We start from the raw sequence: 17,090 nt of genomic DNA on the forward strand, positions 1-17,090 counted from the left end.
GCCAACGTCGGGAGGCCACCCGGCGTTCCGCGATCCGCCGATCCGTCCCCCGGAAGGGGTCGGAACCGGCCGGGACCGGTCGGCCCGGTCAGTCCCGCGAGTTGCCGAACACCAGCCGGTACGCGATCAGCAGCACCAGCGAACCGGCGACGGCCGACACCCAGGTGGCGCCGTCGAAGAACTGCCGGGCGACGGACCGGTGCAGGAAGGTGGCCGACAGCCAGCCGCCGACGAAGGCGCCGGCCACGCCGATCACCGTGGTGCCGATGAGGCCGCCGGGGTCGCGCCCCGGCAGGACGGCCTTGGCGATGGCCCCGGCGATCAGTCCGAGGACGACCCAGCCGATGATTCCCATGCGGTACTCCCTGCCTCTCGGTACGCGGAGGAGCTGACACCCGGGAGGACGCCCGGCGGCGGCCGATCGGTTGCCGACCGCCGCACAACCGTCGGCCAGGGGGCCGCTCAGCGCCGGAAGCCCCGGTCCGGGTCGCGGGGGTCGGCGCCGTCGAAGCGGACGAACCAGGCCGACGGCCACCGGCCGCCGTCGCCCGGCTCCCGGTCGGCCCCCGGTCCTTCGACGCCGTCCGCGCCGAGCGCGTCCACCAGCAGCAGGTCGCCGTCCTGGAGGAGCAGCTCGTGGCAGCCGCCCCAGTCGTAGTCGAAGGGGTGCGCCGGCAGGGCGACCATCAGCTCCGCGATGTGGTCGGGCTCATCCTCCAGCGCGGCGGCCGCGTCGGTCAGCGCCAGGTGCAGCGCCAGCTCCTCGGCCGGGCAGCGCGGCTGCGGCCACAGCCCGCCGGCCAGGTCCTCGGCCAGGTCGTCGAAGGAGCGGGTCATCGCCCGCCGCCAGTCGACGTCCTGGTGCCAGGTGATCCGGGGCAGCCGGCCGAGCAGCGCCCACTCGTGTTCCTCGCCCGACACGACCGGCGCCCCGCCGTACTCCTCCACGTCGTCGTACCCGGCGTCGGCGAGCGCGGACAGCTGCTCGTACAGCAGGCAGGCGGTGCGCGGGGTGAGCAGCCAGCCCTCACCCGGCCCGGAGGGGACCGGGTCGAGCGGGAACAGCTCCGCGAAGTCCGGCTCGAAGGAGTCGGCGGGCCGGGTGGTGAGCGCGCCGCCGAGCAGCTCCACGCCGGGGACGCCCTCCAGCAGCTGTTCGGGGTCGAGCAGTACGTTCAGCGCGCCCTGCGGGCCGTCGTCGACCTCGGCCGCCATGGCGGCGCGCTGCCGCTCCGGGTCGGTGCCCTCGAAGCTGATGCCGCGTACCGCCCGGTGCCCCGCCGCGCGCAGGGCGGCCCAGTCGGTGACGCGGATCTGGAGGGTGACGACGGCCTCGATCTCCGGCGCGGCGTCCCCCTGGCTCTCTTCCTGCTGATCGCCCATGGGAGCAACAGTAAGGGCGCCAGGTTACGGGAGCGTGGGTCGAGCGGCGGCCGCCGGAGCGCGTCGGTGGACGGCCCGGCGGACGGCCCAGCGCATGGCCCAGCGCACGGCCCGACGGATGGCCCGACGGATGGCCCGACAGATGGCGCAGTGGATCAGCGGCAGCAGCGCCGCCGTTCGGCGCAGGCGTCGGTGAGGAAGCCCAGGCCGATGCCGAGCAGCCAGCTGTCCTTGGCGATCGGCAGGCCGTCCTGGGTCGGGGCGAGACTGCCCGGCTTGCGCAGGCCGGGCGTACGGAAGTAGAGCCCCAGCAGACCGCCGGAGAAGGCGGTCAGCCCGGCGCCGGCGACGGCGGTGGGGACCACCGGGAGCAGCAGCGCGCCGCCGAGGGCGGTCTCGGCGGCGGCCAGCAGGGTGACGAAGGTGGCGGGCGGCACCCGGCGCAGGAACGGGTAGCTGCCGGCCGCCATGCCGTGCAGGGCCTGCGCGGTCTGCTCGTCGTGCCGGGCCTGGAACTTGCCCAGCCCGGAGTTGAGGATGAACGCGCCGGTGATCAGTCGGGGCGCGAGGTGGCGGGCCTTGATCGGGAGTCGCACGGGTGGCCTCCTGGGTGTCGGTGACCCGCCGCCGGTTCCCGGATTCGGCCCCGCTACGCCCCGGGCCGCGCCGGGCCACCCGTACGGCGGCCCGGTACGGCGGCCCCGTACGCCCGCCCCTTCATGCCCGCCCGGTCAGCCGGACGTGGCGGTCGGCACCTCCGCCAGCCCGGCGGGAGGCGGGCCGGACGGGGGCGGCGGGGTCTTCCGGAGGCCGAGCCGCGTTCTGCGGACGATCGGTTCGGTCCAGCGGGCCGCCAGCGGGCCGACGATGACCAGGATCAGCACATAGGCGGTGGCCAGCGGGCCGACCCGGGGCTCGGTGCCGACGGCCAGGCCCGCGATGACGATGGAGAACTCGCCCCGGGCGACCAGCGCGCCGCCCGCCCGCCAGCGGCCGGCCGGCTTGACCCCGGCGCGCCGGGCCGCGTACCAGCCGGTGCCGACCTTGGTGCAGGCGGTGATCGCGGCCAGCAGCAGCGCGGTGAGCAGCACCGGCGGGATCGCGGCCGGGTCGGTGCTGAGGCCGAAGAAGACGAAGAAGACGGCGGCGAACAGGTCGCGCAGCGGGGTGAGCAGGTTGCGGGCGCCTTCGGCGACCTCGCCGGAGAGCGCGATGCCGACCAGGAAGGCGCCGACGGCGGCGGAGACCTGGAGCTGCTGGGCCAGGCCCGCGACGACCAGGGTGAGGCCGAGGACGACCAGCAGCAGCATCTCGGGGACGTCGGAGGAGACGGCGCGGCTGATCAGCCGGCCGTGGCGGAGCGCGACATAGAGGACGGCGCCGACGGTGCCGAGCGAGACCACCAGCGCGATGCTGCCACCGGCCAGGCTCATCCCGGCCAGCAGTGCGGTGAGGATGGGCAGGTAGAGCGCCATGGCGAGGTCTTCGATGACCAGGACGCCGAGGATGACCGGGGTCTCGCGGTTGCCGAGCCGGCCGAGGTCGCCCAGGACTTTGGCGATCACTCCGGAGGAGGAGACCCAGGTGACGCCGGCCAGTGCCACGGCGGCGACCGGGCCCCAGCCGAGCAGCAGGGCGGCGGCGGCGCCGGGGAGCGCGTTGAGTGCGAAGTCGACGGCGCCGGAGGGGTACTGGGTCTTGAGGCTGGTGACGAGTTCGGGGGCGCTGTACTCCAGGCCCAGCAGCAGGAGCAGCAGGATCACGCCGAGTTCGGCGCCGGTGGCGACGAAGGACTCGCTGGCGTCCAGCGGCAGCAGGCCGCCGCGGCCGAAGGCGAGCCCGGCCAGCAGGTAGAGCGGGATGGGCGAGAAGCCGAAGCGGCCGGCGATCCGGCCGAGGATGCCGAGCGCCAGGATGACGGCACCGAGTTCGATGAGCAGGCTGGTGGTGGTGTCGTGCACGGGCGGTCAGCCTCCGGTGATCAGGTCCGCCACGGCCTCCACACCCTCGCGGGTGCCGACTACGACGAGAACGTCCCCGGCCGCGAAGCGGAAGTCGGGGGTGGGCGAGGGGGTGGCGGAGGTGCGGCGCAGCACGGCGACGATGGAGGCGCCGGTGCGGGTGCGCGCCTGGGTCGCGCCGAGGGTCCGGCCGCTGTACGGGGAGCGGGCGGTGACCGGGATCTTCTCGGTGACGAGGTCGATCTCGACCTCGCTGGGCAGGTGCTGGCGCAGGGGGTCGGGGGCGAGCAGTTTGGCCAGTCCGGCGGCTTCGGCGGGGGCCAGCGGGACGGTGTCCCGGCAGGCGTCGTCGTCGGCCGGGTCGTGGAAGGCGAGGAAGCGGCGGCCGTCCTGATGGGCCACCACGGAGACGTGGCGGCCTTCCTCGGTGACGAGGTCGTAGCGGACCCCGACACCGGGCAGCAGGGTGCGGCGGGCGTGGGCGGCGTGTTCCATGGCAGGGCTCCGGGTGGCGGGCGGGCAGGCTGCGGTCTCCCAACAGCATAGAATTTTACCATTCCATTACCATGGGCTCGGTCGACGACGGCCCGCCCGCCCCGGAACCCGCCCGGCACCCGTCCGGAAGCCGCCCGGCGCCCCGCCCGCCGCCGGTCAGCGGCGCGGGAAGCTGTACGTCCAGCCCTCGCTGTCCAGCCGGTCCAGTACGGTCCGCAGCGCGGCCAGGCTCTGCGAGCGGTCGCCGCCGCCGTCGTGCATCAGCACGATCCGGCCGGGCTTCAGCTCGGCGAAGACGGTGTTGACGATCGCCTGGGCGCCGGGCCGCTGCCAGTCCCGGGAGTCGACCTGCCAGCCCAGCGGGCGCAGGCCGTGCTCGGCGGCCACGGTGCGGATCGCCGGGGTGAAGTCGCCGCCCGGGGCGCGGTAGTACCAGAGCGGCGCGCCGGGTCCGGCGGCCTTGGCGATCTCCAGTTGGGCGTCGACGATCTCGTGCACGTTGTAGTCGGCGGAGCGGCTGCTCTGGCTCTCGTTGTGGTGCACCGAGTGGTCGCACAGCCGGTGCCCCGCGGCGACGACCTGGCGGACCAGCTCCGGGTGGGCGGCGGCATTGGGGCCGATCATGCAGAAGACGGCCTTGGCGTGGTGCTGGGCGAGCAGGGCGAGCACCTTGGGCGTCCAGGTGGGGTCCGGGCCGTCGTCGAAGGTCAGGCCGACGCTGCGGCCGCCGTCCTCCAGGGTGTGCTGGATCTCCTTGCCGACGGTGGGCGTCGGCGGGGGCTCGGGCACCCGGTCGTGCTGCCTGGTGGGGCGGGCACCGGCCCCGCCCGGTGCCGTCCCGTCCGCCACCGGGGCCGCGCCGCTTCCGCAGGCCGCCACCGACACTGCCAGCCCTGCGGCGGCGAGCACCGCCACCACCCCCCTGCCGAGCCTCACGGCACTGCCCCTCTCCTCAGATCCTTCACACCCGGCCCGGCGGGGCCGAGCCCCTCCCCGGCGCCGGTGATCACAGCCTGACGGCCCCGCTTCACGGGCCCGTCAGCGCCATGTCCCGCTCCTGCAACGGGAGTCGGGCGACCTGTCGAAGGCTACGGTCCGCCGGGACGAAACCGCTGGCCGGGGTGGGTTCGGGCGGGCATCGCGGGGGTCGCGGCGGGTGGTGGGCGACCGCCCGGAGCGGCCCGGGAGCGCGGCTGCCGGGCGGGCCGCGCGACGGTGCCGGGCGGCGGCGTACGGGCCCGGGGCAACCGGGGCAGCGGGGCCCATCACATGCGTCTCAACAGACAACATGACTATACTCAAGCCCACTTGACGGCACCTCAGACTGCACTCGCGGCCGTCCCCTCAGCGTCACCACCGTGCGCCGCGCGCAGCAGAAGCCCTCACCCCGTGCGACAGTCCAGCCGCCGCACCTGTCCCATCCATGAGGACCCGCCTGATGCCACCCTCCAGAGCCTCCCGCCCGCAGGCCGTCCGCCTGCCGAAGGGGCGGACGCTGCTCGCCCTCCCGCTCTCCGCGCTCGTCACCGGCGCCGCCTGCCTCTGGGCGGTCCTCGCCGCCCCCGAAGCGGCCCGTACGGCGGTGACCGCCACCGGCGTCACCGCCGCCGTACTGCTGACCGCCGCCGTGACGGTCGCCGCCCGCGCGCTGGGGACCGTACGCGGTGCCCGCGCCCGCAGCGAGCAGCTGGCGCGGGACACCACCCGCCTCGGCGCCGACCTGACGCGGGCGGAGTCCGAAACCCGCCGGCTGCGCGACCGGGTCGCCGAGCAGGAGGCCGAGGCGGAGCGGCTGCGGGAGGAGACCGCGCGGCTCGCCGCCCAGGCCGGCATGCTGGCGGACGAGCTGCTGCCCGGCCTGGTCAAGCGGCTGCGGGCCGGTTCGTCGGCCGACACCGCGCTGACCGAGCTGCCCGAGCCCGCCGACGCGGTGCACCGGCGGGTGCTGGAGACGGTGGCCCATGAGCTGGCCGCCGGCGAGCGGATGCGGGCCGCCACCATGTCGGCCTGCGCCAACGCCGCCAGCCGGGTGCAGGCGCTCGCCACCACCATGCTGGCCGACCTGCGCACCATGGAGGAGCGGCACGGCGAGGAGGTGCTGGGCGACCTGCTGAAGCTGGACCACGCCACCGCCCAGGCGGGCAGGCTGGCCGACAGCATCGCGGTGCTCACCGGGGCCCGCTCCGGTCGGCGCTGGACCAAGCCGATCGTGATGGAGAGCATCCTGCGCGGCGCGATGGGCCGGATCAGCGCCTACCAGCGGGTGCGCTGGCACTCGACCTGCTCGGTGGCGGTCGCGGGCCACGCGGCCGAGGGCGTCATGCACGCGCTGGCCGAGCTGATGGACAACGCCACCAGCTTCTCGCCGCCCACCGAGGAAGTGCACGTGTACGTGGAGGAGGTCGCCGCCGGGGTCGTCGTCACCATCGAGGACGGCGGCCTGGTGATGAACCCGGAGAAGCTCAGCCGGGCGCAGCGGGCCGTCTCCACCGAGCCGCTGGACTTCGCCACGCTGTCCAGCACCCGGCTGGGCCTGGCGGTGGTGGGGTGTCTGGCCCGCAAGCACCGGCTGACGGTGTCCTTCCGGCCGTCCTCGCGGGGCGGTACCGGAGCGGTGGTGCTCATCCCCCGGGAGCTGATCACCCAGCCCCGGCAGGGCATGGCCACCCCGGCCGCCGACCGGCCCCGGGCCACCGGCCGCCCGCGCCCGCGTACCGCCGCCCCGGCCGGCCGCACCGCCGCCGCGCCGAAGGCCGTCCGGACCACCGAGCCCGTCCGGGCCGGTGAGCCCACCGAGTCCACCCGGGCCGCCGAGTCCGCCCCGGCCGCGCTCCCGGCGCAGTCCGCGTCGTCGCCGGCGGCCGGTACGGCGGAGGTGCACGGCCTGCCCAAGCGGCCGCGCGGCCAGACCCTCGCCGCCTCCGAGGCCCGGGTCGAGGAGGCCCCCCAGCCGCAGCCGCAGGCCCCCAGGACCGGCTCCGGCGCGCGCTTCCGCGCCTTCCGGCAGGCGGTCAGGGGCGGCACCCCGAGCAGCGCCCCGAAGGACGCCCCGCAGGACACCCTGAAGGGCGCCCCGAACGGTGACCCGGAGAGCAGCACCCCGGAGCGCACCCCGGCGGACGGCGACCAGTGACCACTACCCCCTCCTGAACGGAATCCGGGTGCCGGCGCCGCAGGCAAACGCGACGACGGCACCCGGCGCTCTTCCCACACCGCTGCCCTGCCCGGTGCGAACCGGGGGATCCCCGGCCGGGGCGGAGCACGTCAACAGATTGGAGGCAGGGGCCGACCCCGCCCGGCGGCAACCGCCGGGCCCGGCCCCGTAGCAGCGATGCAGACCACAGACCGCAGCCTCGACTGGTTGCTGGAGAACCTCCTGGAGAAGACTCCGGGGGCCCGACACGCGCTGGTGCTGTCGCGGGACGGCCTGAAGCTGTGCTGGTCGGCCGGGCTGTCGACCGACCAGGCCGACCAGCTGGCCGCCATCGCGTCGGGCATCCAGAGCCTCTCGCACGGCGCCTCCGTCGAGTTCGGCGACGGCACCGGCGGCGTCCGGCAGTCGATGACCGAGTTCCACGGCGGCCTGCTGTTCATCGTGGAGGCCGGCGAGGGCGCGCACCTCGCCGTGGTGGCCCGCGACGAGGCCGACCCCGGTGCCATCGGCCACAACATGGACGAACTGGTGGAGCAGCTCGGCGAGCACCTCAGCTCACCGCCGCGCAGCGCCGGCTCGGCCAGCGGGCCGGCATGATCCGACGTCCGGTCGACAGCGAGGACCCGGACCGGCTGTACACCGTCACCGGTGGCCGCAGCCGGGTGGACGACACCGTCTTCGACCTGGTCACGCTGATCCTGAGCGAATCCGAGCCGACCCCCGGCATGCAGTCCGAGCATGCCAAGATCCTTCGCATCTGCGCGCGGCCGACGGCGGTCGTGGAGATCGCCGCCGACCTGGGCCTGCCGGTGAGCATCGTACGGATCCTGCTGAGCGATCTGCACGGCACCGGCCGGATCACCGCCCGCCACCCCCGGCTGACCGCCTCCAGGACGCGGCTGCCCGATCCCGACCTTCTTAAGCAGGTACTCGTTGGACTCCAGAATCTCTGAGCCGACCGCGCGCGTCCCCCTGCCGGACACCGCGGACAACGCTCTCAAGATCGTCGTAGCCGGCGGGTTCGGTGTGGGCAAGACGACCCTGGTCCGCTCGGTCAGCGAGATCCGCCCGCTGAACACCGAGGAGACCATGACGCAGGCCGGTCTCGGCATCGACGAGACCGCGCAGGTGCAGGGCAAGAGCACCACCACGGTCGCGTTCGACTTCGGCCGGATCAGCCTCAACGAGCAGATGGTGCTGTACCTGTTCGGGGCACCCGGCCAGGAGCGGTTCTGGTTCCTGTGGGACCGGCTGTTCTCCGGGACGCTCGGCGCGGTGGTGCTGGTCGACAACCGGCGGCTGGCCGACTCCTGGTACGCCATCGACCGGCTGGAGCACCACGGCATGCCCTTCATCGTGGCCCGCAACAACTTCGGCAACCCCACGCACTCGCTGGAGCAGGTGAGGGACGCCCTGTCGCTCTCCGAGGACGTCCCGCTGATCGACTGCGACGCACGTGACCGCGGATCGAGCAAGGCGGTGCTGATCAGCCTCGTGAACCACCTCCACTCCCTGTCATCCGCCCAGGAGAAGACGCGATGACCGACAGCCTTACCACCGCCGACGGCGCCCCGGCCGCGCCCGCCGGCTGCCCGGCGCACGCCGGCGCAGTGGAGCTGAACAGCCTCCAGTTCCAGCAGAAGACCGCCGAGCTGTACCGGGAGCTGCGCCGGGTGCACGGCGCGGTCGCCCCGGTCGCGCTGGACGGCGGCGTGCCCGCCTGGCTGGTCCTCGGCTACCGCGAGGTGCACTACGTCACCAGCAACGACCAGTTGTTCGCCCGTGACTCCCGCCGCTGGCACGCCTGGGACAGCATCCCGGCCGACTGGCCGCTGCTCCCGTACGTCGGCTACCAGCCGTCCGTGCTGTTCACCGAGGGGCCCGAGCACCGGCGGCGTTCCGGCGCGATCAGCGACGCGCTCGGCGCGGTCGACCAGTTCGAGCTCCAGACGGTCTGCGAGCGGATCGCCGACACCCTGATCGACGCCTTCGTCGGCAGCGGCGAGGCCGATCTGATGGCCGACTACGCGCACCAGCTGCCGCTGCTGGCCATCGTCCGGATGTGCGGTCTGCCGGACTCCGAGGTCGACGACCTGGTCCACGACCTGACGGTGTCGCTCGACGCGGGCGAGGGTGACGACCCGGTCGCCGCCTACCAGCGGGTGCAGGACCGGATTCAGCGGCTGGTCGAGGCCAAGCACCGGCGGCCGGGCCCGGATGTGCCGTCCCGGCTGCTGGCCCACTCGGCGGGGCTGACCGACGAGCAGATCGTCCAGGACCTGATCTCGGTGATCGCGGCGGCGCAGCAGCCGACCGCCAACTGGATCGGCAACACGCTGCGGCTGATGCTGACCGACGAGCGGTTCTCGGTGACGCTCTCCGGTGGTCGGCGCAGCGTCGGCCAGGCGCTCAACGAGGTGCTGTGGGAGGACACCCCGACCCAGAACTTCATCGGGCGGTGGGCCGCCCAGGACACCGAGCTGGCGGGGCGGCGCATCCGCCGGGGCGATCTGCTGGTCCTCGGGCTGGCGGCGGCCAACACCGACCCGCAGGTGCGCCCGGACGCGGCGGCGGGCGCCGCCGGGAACCAGGCGCACCTGTCGTTCAGCCACGGCGAGCACCAGTGCCCGTACCCGGCGCCGGAGCTGGCCGAGGTGATCGCCAAGGCGGCGGTGGAGGTACTGCTGGACCGGCTGCCGGACGTGGTGGTCGCGGTGGACGCCGAGTCGCTGGTCTGGCGGCCGTCGATCTGGATGCGCGGGCTGGAGTCGCTGCCGGTGGAGTTCACCCCGGGGCCGGCCCTGCGGGGCTGACCGGCCGCGCACCCGGTCCGGGGCGCGGGGAGCGGTGCGGGCGACCGCACTGCTTCCCGCGCCCCGAGGTCCATACGGGCCGTCGCGGGCGGCTGCGGGCTACGCCGCGCCGACCGGGGTGAAGCGCACTGGCACCGCCTGGGGGCCACGGGTGAAGACGCCGGACTCGGTGGTGGCGAAGCCTTCCTGGAGCGCGATGTCGGGCATGGCGTCCAGCAGCTGGTCGACGCCGATCTCGACCTCCGCCTTGGCCAGCAGCGCGCCCACGCAGAAGTGCCGGCCGAGCGCGAAGGCCAGGTGGTCGGCGGCGGCGGAGAAGGCGTTGGTGGCCGTGAGGTCGTCGCGGAAGATGTCGAAGGTGTCGGGGGCGCTGTACCGGCGGTCGTCCCGGTTGGCGGCGCCGATCAGGCAGGTGACGGTGGCGCCCTCGGGGATCACCCCGCCGCTGACCTCGACCTCCTTCGCGGTCTGGCGCATGATCATGTGCACCGGCGGGGTGTAGCGCAGCGTCTCCGCGAACGCCCGGGGTATCAGGCTGCGGTCGGCGCGCACTGCGGCCAGCTGCTCCGGGTGGGCCAGCAGGTTGGCGAAGATGGAGGCCAGGGCCTTGTCGGTGGTCTCGCCGCCCGCCGCCAGCAGCAGGCTGCAGAACGCCTTGATGTCCTCGTCGCTCATCCGGGTGCCGTCGACCTCGGCCGCGCAGAGCGTGGAGAGCAGGTCGTCGCCCAGGTTCTCCCGGCGCTGCTGGATGATCGGGATCATGTACTCGGCGAACTCCACCCGGGTCCGGGCGCCCGCCTCGGCCACCTCCGGGTCCTGGCTGAGGTTGCCCAGGAACGCGATCACCGTCGTGTACCAGCCGTGGAACTTCTCGTGGTCGGCCTTGTCCAGGCCCAGCATGTCCGCGATCACATTGACCGGGAAGCGGGTCGCGAACTGCGAGACCAGATCGGCGGTCCCGGCGTCGCGGAAGCCGTCGATCAGCTCCCGGCAGTTGCGCTCGATCACCGGCAGGAACTGCTCCTCCAGCGCGTTGCCCCGGAAGGCGGGCGCCACCAGCGCGCGGCGCACCGAGTGCTCGCGCCCGCTCAGCTGGAGGATGGTCCGGCCGTGCACCGGCTCGATCTGCCAGTCGTAGTTCTGGGTGGTGAAGACGGACTCCCGGTCCTTGAAGGCGCGCTCGACGTCCTCGTACCGGGACACGATGTAGCTCTGCGTGGCCTCGTGCCAGATCAGCGGGAAGTCGTCCCGCATGATGCGGTAAGCCGTGTACGGGTCGGACGCGAACTCGGGCGAGAGGATGTCAGGTGCCTGCTGAGTCGTCGTCATGACGGGTCTCCCAGAGGTGTAGTGGGACAGACCACTCAGGCTAGGCAGCCATGATCACTTGCGTCCAGGTCGGGTTCCGGCCGCCCCGGTGCGCATGATCAAGCCACGTTTCACCGGAGTGAGATCCAGCCCCATCGACCCCAAAGTCCTGGCATATGCCGATTGGGTCGCCCCCGGAACCCTCATCACCACCGCGTTTTCCCCCGCTGTGCACCGTTTCCCGGTATCGGCGTCGCCGCGGCGCCCCGGACACTCTGGCCGAATCCATACTGGCGAACCCGACCCCGGCGCGTGCTGTGGACCTCCTGGACGGTGGCGGTGGGTGGCGGAGCGGTCGCGGACCGCCGCGACCGCAGTCGTCCACCGGGTGATGGCTGACATGTCCACAGCCTGTGGATGGCCCTGTGGAGAACCGGTACAGGCCGACCGGACCCCACCGACCCCGGGCCGAACGGAGCAGCCACCCAGCCCGGCCAACCGTCCCGCCCAGCAGAATCGGCTACGTTGCGTCACCACTGTGGCCCGTGCCCGGCCGCCGGGACCCCACCTACCTGACACCTACCTGACCCCACCCGGGCGCTACCACTCCCACTCGAAGCCGATGACGGCCTCCTCGGCATACGGCAGGAACTGGTGCAGCTCTGACCGGGCCGAGACCCGCGCCGGCCGGCGCTGCACCGCGTCGCCCTCGCTGTAGGCGTCCCAGACGCACCACCACGCCCTGGCCGGCACCGGCCCCTCGAAGATCACCCGCAGGTCGACGTTCTCGATGCGCTTGCGGGCGGCCCGGCGCACCTGGGTGCAGGGCTCGGGGGTCGGGCGGTGGGTCGTGTAGTACTGGAGCGAGGCATGCCGGCCCTCCGCGAGGGGACGGTCCAGCCGGAATTCCAGCCCGATGAATCCGAGCGTGCTTTCATGGCGCCCGACGAGAGTGCCGCCGCTGACCACATCCGCGTCGACCACGGTGTCCCGCGGGCTGTAGGCGAAAGTGTCGACGCCGTCCTCCAGGGCGACGATCACATGGCTGGACTCTATCCTGCGGAGCATCAGGTCCGGCCCGATGTGGTAACGCGAGAAAAGCGCCGTCGTCCGATGCCGCTGCGGTTTCACGATCGGCACCGCGAGCTGCCGGAGGGTGGCGGAAATACCGTCGTCCTCCAGATCGGACGCATTCCCCCCGGAAAAGGCGTCCCACACCGAGCGGGCGTCGTCCTCGGTGAAGTCGAATGCCTCCACCAACCAGCCGATGGTCTCCTGGGTCAGCTGCTCGCCGCGCAGCGCCTGCCGGATGCGGTCCCGCAGCTTGCGCGGCAGATCGCGGTCGGTGTCGGTGCGTAAGCCGCTCTCCCAGAGGTGGAGCGCCACCACCTGCGACACCGCCGCATAGCTGAGCCCGTCGCCCCTCATCCGCCGGGAGTGGGCCAGCCATCGGCGCTGATATGTCGAGGTGAGCAGCGCCCGCAGTCGCGAGGCCGCCGCTGCCACTCCTGAAGGCACCGGGTCGGACACATGCCCCCCTTGCGAGCCGCCGCGGCGCTAAAATCGCGCCCCAGCCGCCTCCTGAGCGTACGCGGGTGATCCTAAGGTGGAGACGCCGTGGCCGATACCCCCGAACCCTATGACCCACGCACTGTCTACGGGCAGGAAGCCAGCGGGCGCGGAGCCTCCCGCGGCCGGTACGGCGGCTGGGAGGACGCCGAAGTGCGCGGCGAGGAAATCGCCATCACCCCGGAACTGCGCGAGCGGGCCAGTTACCTCTCGCCCTACCGCATGGACCACATTGCGGAACTGCACTCCGACCGGGCATCCGCCCGTGGTCTGGGAAAGAGCCTCTTCCCCGCGCACTGGACCGACGACGCGATATTCACGGCGGCCCAGGCCGTCGCCAGCGACCCCGCGGCGGCCTGGTCCCGGGACGGGAAGACGGGCGGAGAGCCCGAGACCCTGTTCAACCCGTGGCACGACCTCCCCGACGTCGAGTGGGCCATCCCGGCCCGCTTCCGGGTGGACGGGCTGTACGACGGCGTCAGACTGCGCGTCATCGTGGAGCCCTACGGCGAGGGGATCGTGTCGGCCTACCCGCTCATGTACTGACCGATACCGGCTGCACTGGCCGGTACCGGCGCCGGGCGGTGCGCGCGTTCCGCCGACCGGGCGGCCGCCGTCCATCGCCATACGATCGCCATAGCCCGCCTACCGTGCAACCACTCGTCGGCCGGCCCCAGCGGGCCGCCGTCCCGGTCCGGACGTCTTGATCAAGGGGCGTGAACGCCATGGTTGCCGAACTCATCCGCGTCGCCGGCGATCGCCGGGTCAGCTACAACTCGGCCGTCGGCCATATCGCCACCGCACTGAGCCCGCTCGGCGCGGCGGCCGGAATCACCGCCACGCTCTCGGCCTGCGCGTTCGAGTTCAAGCGGTTCAACACACAGCGCGCCATCGCCTCCGACATCATCCGAATGCGGCAGGAGACGATCGTGCGGACATTCGAGGCGGAGCGGGCCAAGGCCGCCATGGTGCACTTCTCGCTGCAAAACCAGTCCTTCGCCATTCAGGCCATGGTCCAGCAGTCCAGCGATCTGTCGGTCTCCGAGGAGCAGCGCATCCTGGCGGTGCAGACCATCAGCATCCTGACCGGCCAGATGCTGCATTACCACATCACCAGCGGCGATCAGCTCATCCGGCTGAGCGACTCGCTGCGACTCGGAGATGCCGAGGCGGCGGTCGCGGCCTGGCGTGCCATCAATTCCTGATCCCCAGTCGCACTGTTCGGAGGTGGGCCCAGGTGGAACCCGGGGAGATCCTGCTCCTTTTCGCCCTGGCGCTGCTCGCAATCGGATTCATCGGCTGGGGAATAGCCTGGCTTTTCCAGAACGAGCTGCCGTACGTCGTCCTCGCTCTCGTCCTCGCGGCCATCGCGCTCATCGCCTGGTACCGGAGCAGCCGGTCGACTTCGCGCGTACCGGCCGCCGCCTCGGGCTCGGCCCTGGCCGACGCCCGCGCGGTCCGCCGTCGGCTGAGCGACATCAGCAGCGGACTGGAACGCGAATCGGCGCTTCTGGCGAGCATGCGCCTCGTGGCGCACGACGAGGTGAATTTCGCGCTGTACCGGCAGCGGCACTATGAAAGCCTGCTGCTCGCCGACCGCTGGTACGCACTCAAGCGCAGCGCCGTCCAGACCCGGGGCACGCTCTCCGGCGTACTGAACCGACTGCGCGAGGACAAGCGGCAGCTGGCCCGGAAGCGCGACCGCCTGCCCGCCCGGAGCCGGGCGGGCACGGTGCGCCAGTTGCAGGCGACCCAGAGCACCATTGACGACCTGTACGGCGCGCTGACCGCCCTCAGCGCGGAGATCGACCGGGGCAGCCTCCGCGTCAAGGAGTGCAACGACCGGACGGCCGTGCTCCGCGACCACATCCGGGACCACTGCGGCGCGGAGGGCCGGCGCTGGTATGCGCGGCTCGAAGCGCGCAAGCGCAAGAAGATCGGCAGCTAGCCGTATCCGTCACCGGTGTTGTCGACAGTCGGCAGCGGGGCCTGATCCGAGCGCGGAGACCCCGATGCGGTGGAGTTGTCCGGGGCCCACCGCACGGGGCCCTCGCGCCTCACCGAAATGCGGGCTAGGCTCGTCAAAGGATTCCGAAAGTTTCGACAATGCTTCGCAAAGTGGCTGGTTCTTTCTATTGCATGAAGTCACTACCGGTCGAAGGCGCGGCTGATTTCCACTCATCCGCCCGGCTTTGGTGGGCGTCGTATGCGTCGGAAGAAGTGCCAGAACAGCCAACCTGAGCACCCCCGTGCCCATGTGTTGTCATGCCCTTGGCCACTTCCTACTCTTGGGAGCGCTCCCAACCCCACCCGGTTCTGGTTCTGGTGCCCTGCGACCCGTGAAACGCCCCACCGGGAAACCCAAGCCCCTTCCCGGACACCACGCTCGCAGCGGCACTTCCCACGGCGGGTCCGCGACCCCAACCCACCTGCACCAGCGGGTCCGCGGTTCCCGGCCGACCGGGCAGGGCCCACCCGCGTCAACCGCGCGCCTTCCTCCGGAGGTCCCTCCATGCGCTTTCCTCGCTATCGATATCGGCCCCAGGCGTGGGCAGCCGCCGTACTGGTGGCCGCCGCGAGCCTGACCGTCCCCCTCCTCACCCCGCAGGCAGGTGCCGCCGACAGAACGGTCGCCGCCGCGCAGGTACAGGCCGCCGCCGTGGAAGACGACAGTGCCGGCTGCACGGTGCCCAACCAGGGCTCCTCGCCGTCCAACTCCATGCTGCCCGACCCCTTCAAGAAGCTGGACGGCACCCGCATCTCCACCAAGTCCGACTGGCGGTGTCGCCGGGCCGAGATCGAGTCGCTGGCCGAGAAGACCGTCTACGGCCCCAAGCCCGCAAAGCCCGCCGGCGTCACGGGTACGGTCTCCAACAGCAGCATCACGGTGAAGGTGACGGACCAGGGCAAGACCGCCAGCTTCTCGGCGGGCGTCAGCCTGCCCAGCGGCTCCGGCCCCTTCCCGGCCGTCATCGTGCTGGGCGGCCTCGGGGCGGACACGGCCACCATCAAGGCCGCCGGCGCTGCCATCATCAGCTACGACCCCTACTCGGTCGGCGCCGAGGGCACGGCGCGGAACAACAAGCAGGGCGCGTTCTACAGCATCTACGGCTCGTCAAGCAGCACGGGGCTGCTGATGGCCTGGTCCTGGGGCGTGAGCCGGATCATCGACGTCATCGAGCAGTCGGGCGGCAACATCCTCAAGGCGGATGCGACCGGCGTGACGGGATGCTCGCGGTTCGGCAAGGGCGCCATCGTGGCCGGCGCCTTCGACCAGCGCATCGCGCTGACCATGCCCATCGAGTCGGGCAGCGGTGGTGTCCCCATCCTCCGCGGCATTCCCGGGGAGAACGGCGCCCAGCCGCTGAACAGCGCCTTCACCGAGCAGCCGTGGCTCGGCGACGCGTTCAGCCCCTACACGGGCAACCCGAACACGCTGCCGGTGGACACCCACGAGATCGTCGGCATGGTCGCGCCGCGAGGACTGTTCATCATGGAGAACCCCTCCGTCGACTGGCTGGCCGCCAAGTCGGGGAGTGTGGCCGCTCTGGGCGGAGCCGAGGTCTACAAGGCGCTCGGCGTACAGAGCAACATCACCTACTGGTCGGACGTCCAGGACGGGACCCACTGCGCGGTCAGGTCCGAGTGGAAGACCCCGCTGCAGCAGAACCTCCAGAAGTTCCTGCTGGGCACGGGCAACGGCTCCGGTGTGTTCCGGATCGCGCCCAGCAAGTCCGGCAACCTGGCCTCCTGGCGGGACTGGCAGACGCCGACCCTGACCGACGGTGGAAGCACCACCGGCGGGACCACCACCGGCGGCACGACCACCGGCGGGACCACCACGGGAGGGACCACCACCGGCGGGACCACCACGGGAGGGACCACCACCGGCGGCACGACCACGGGAGGGACCACCACCGGGGGCACCACCACCGGCGGCACCACCACCGGCGGCACCACCACGGGCGGCACGACCACCGGCGGAGCCACCACGGGCGGCGGCGGCACGAGCGGCGCCTGCACTGCCACCTACCAGAACATCAGCACCTGGCCCGGCGGCCTCCAGGGCGAGGTGTCGGTCCGCAACAACGGCACCGGCACGCTCAACGGCTGGACCGTCGGCATGACCCTCGCATCCGGCCAGACCATCAGCAGCATCTGGAGCGGCGCGAACAGCGGCACCAGCGGGTCCATCACGGTCAAGAACGTGGACTGGAACGGCACCCTCGCCGCCAACGGCACCACCACCTTCGGCTACACCGCCACCGGCAGCTCCTCCGCCGCACCCAGCAACATCACCTGCACCAGCCCCTGATCACCCCGGCCACCCCGAGTTCCCGCCCCGGCACCGACGCACCGCGCCGGGGCGGGAGCCCGGCGGCCGCCGATCCGGCGACCCGGGCCCAC

17 protein-coding genes are annotated in these 17,090 nt (G+C 72.5%); 9 read left to right on the top strand and 8 right to left on the bottom strand.

Annotation, left to right across the window (positions count from 1 at the left end):
- Positions 1–88: 88 nt before the first annotated feature.
- The 6 genes from ACIQGZ_RS00245 to ACIQGZ_RS00270 form a co-directional block, all read right to left on the bottom strand.
- Complete coding sequence (locus ACIQGZ_RS00245) at positions 89–355, bottom strand: GlsB/YeaQ/YmgE family stress response membrane protein (RefSeq protein WP_402598311.1); 267 nt, start codon at positions 353–355, stop codon at positions 89–91.
- A gap of 107 nt (positions 356–462) precedes the next feature.
- Complete coding sequence (locus ACIQGZ_RS00250) at positions 463–1,383, bottom strand: hypothetical protein (protein WP_402598313.1); 921 nt, start codon at positions 1,381–1,383, stop codon at positions 463–465.
- A gap of 155 nt (positions 1,384–1,538) precedes the next feature.
- Positions 1,539–1,979 carry a hypothetical protein gene (locus ACIQGZ_RS00255; protein WP_402598314.1) on the bottom strand — a complete coding sequence of 147 codons (441 nt, stop codon included), beginning with the start codon at positions 1,977–1,979 and terminating at the stop codon, positions 1,539–1,541.
- A 135-nt stretch (positions 1,980–2,114) separates the two neighbouring features.
- The gene (locus ACIQGZ_RS00260; protein WP_402598315.1) at positions 2,115–3,344 is read right to left on the bottom strand and encodes a cation:proton antiporter; all 1,230 of its coding nucleotides are present in this window, start codon (positions 3,342–3,344) and stop codon (positions 2,115–2,117) included.
- Positions 3,345–3,350: 6 nt separating this feature from the next.
- Positions 3,351–3,839, bottom strand: coding sequence for a cation:proton antiporter regulatory subunit (locus ACIQGZ_RS00265; RefSeq protein ID WP_402598316.1), 489 nt, complete (start codon positions 3,837–3,839; stop codon positions 3,351–3,353).
- A 156-nt stretch (positions 3,840–3,995) separates the two neighbouring features.
- Positions 3,996–4,775, bottom strand: a complete 780-nt coding sequence (locus tag ACIQGZ_RS00270) for a polysaccharide deacetylase family protein (RefSeq protein WP_402598317.1) — start codon at positions 4,773–4,775, stop codon at positions 3,996–3,998.
- 502 nt (positions 4,776–5,277) lie between these two features.
- Here ACIQGZ_RS00270 and ACIQGZ_RS00275 point away from each other — a divergent pair.
- The 5 genes from ACIQGZ_RS00275 to ACIQGZ_RS00295 all read left to right on the top strand — a co-directional run bounded on the left by ACIQGZ_RS00275 (position 5,278) and on the right by ACIQGZ_RS00295 (position 9,806).
- Entirely contained in the window at positions 5,278–6,972 is a 1,695-nt protein-coding gene (locus tag ACIQGZ_RS00275) for an ATP-binding protein (protein WP_402598318.1), read from the top strand.
- A 198-nt stretch (positions 6,973–7,170) separates the two neighbouring features.
- A complete protein-coding gene (locus ACIQGZ_RS00280) occupies positions 7,171–7,590 on the top strand; it encodes a roadblock/LC7 domain-containing protein (protein ID WP_402598319.1) in 420 nt (139 codons plus the stop codon).
- Positions 7,587–7,946 carry a DUF742 domain-containing protein gene (locus ACIQGZ_RS00285; RefSeq protein ID WP_402598320.1) on the top strand — a complete coding sequence of 120 codons (360 nt, stop codon included), beginning with the start codon at positions 7,587–7,589 and terminating at the stop codon, positions 7,944–7,946. Before ACIQGZ_RS00280 ends, ACIQGZ_RS00285 begins: the two co-directional genes overlap by 4 nt.
- Positions 7,927–8,535, top strand: coding sequence for a GTP-binding protein (locus ACIQGZ_RS00290; protein WP_402598321.1), 609 nt, complete (start codon positions 7,927–7,929; stop codon positions 8,533–8,535). Before ACIQGZ_RS00285 ends, ACIQGZ_RS00290 begins: the two co-directional genes overlap by 20 nt.
- On the top strand, positions 8,532–9,806 hold the full coding sequence (locus ACIQGZ_RS00295) for a cytochrome P450 (RefSeq protein ID WP_402598323.1): 1,275 nt from the start codon (positions 8,532–8,534) through the stop codon (positions 9,804–9,806). Before ACIQGZ_RS00290 ends, ACIQGZ_RS00295 begins: the two co-directional genes overlap by 4 nt.
- Before the next feature lie 99 nt (positions 9,807–9,905).
- On the opposite strand, the gene ACIQGZ_RS00300 is transcribed toward ACIQGZ_RS00295, so the two are convergent.
- Together ACIQGZ_RS00300 and ACIQGZ_RS00305 are read right to left on the bottom strand one after the other, a co-directional pair.
- The gene (locus tag ACIQGZ_RS00300; RefSeq protein WP_402598325.1) at positions 9,906–11,135 is read right to left on the bottom strand and encodes a cytochrome P450; all 1,230 of its coding nucleotides are present in this window, start codon (positions 11,133–11,135) and stop codon (positions 9,906–9,908) included.
- Between the two features lie 579 nt (positions 11,136–11,714).
- Positions 11,715–12,644 carry a hypothetical protein gene (locus ACIQGZ_RS00305; RefSeq protein WP_402598326.1) on the bottom strand — a complete coding sequence of 310 codons (930 nt, stop codon included), beginning with the start codon at positions 12,642–12,644 and terminating at the stop codon, positions 11,715–11,717.
- Between the two features lie 87 nt (positions 12,645–12,731).
- Between ACIQGZ_RS00305 and ACIQGZ_RS00310 the strand changes: the two genes are divergently transcribed.
- From ACIQGZ_RS00310 to ACIQGZ_RS00325, 4 genes are all read left to right on the top strand, one after another.
- Positions 12,732–13,229 (top strand): EndoU domain-containing protein, encoded by a 498-nt coding sequence (locus ACIQGZ_RS00310; protein ID WP_402598327.1) that lies wholly within the window; start codon positions 12,732–12,734, stop codon positions 13,227–13,229.
- Positions 13,230–13,399: 170 nt separating this feature from the next.
- Positions 13,400–13,888: a hypothetical protein gene (locus ACIQGZ_RS00315; protein WP_402598329.1), complete on the top strand. Its 489-nt coding sequence runs from the start codon at positions 13,400–13,402 to the stop codon at positions 13,886–13,888.
- Between the two features lie 32 nt (positions 13,889–13,920).
- A complete protein-coding gene (locus ACIQGZ_RS00320; protein WP_402598330.1) occupies positions 13,921–14,631 on the top strand; it encodes a hypothetical protein in 711 nt (236 codons plus the stop codon).
- Between the two features lie 564 nt (positions 14,632–15,195).
- Positions 15,196–16,998: a cellulose binding domain-containing protein gene (locus ACIQGZ_RS00325; RefSeq protein ID WP_402598332.1), complete on the top strand. Its 1,803-nt coding sequence runs from the start codon at positions 15,196–15,198 to the stop codon at positions 16,996–16,998.
- Positions 16,999–17,090 lie beyond the last annotated feature (92 nt).

Origin of the sequence: Streptomyces sp. NPDC092296 (assembly GCF_044755465.1) — a bacterium.
In the GTDB taxonomy this organism is placed as follows: domain Bacteria; phylum Actinomycetota; class Actinomycetes; order Streptomycetales; family Streptomycetaceae; genus Peterkaempfera.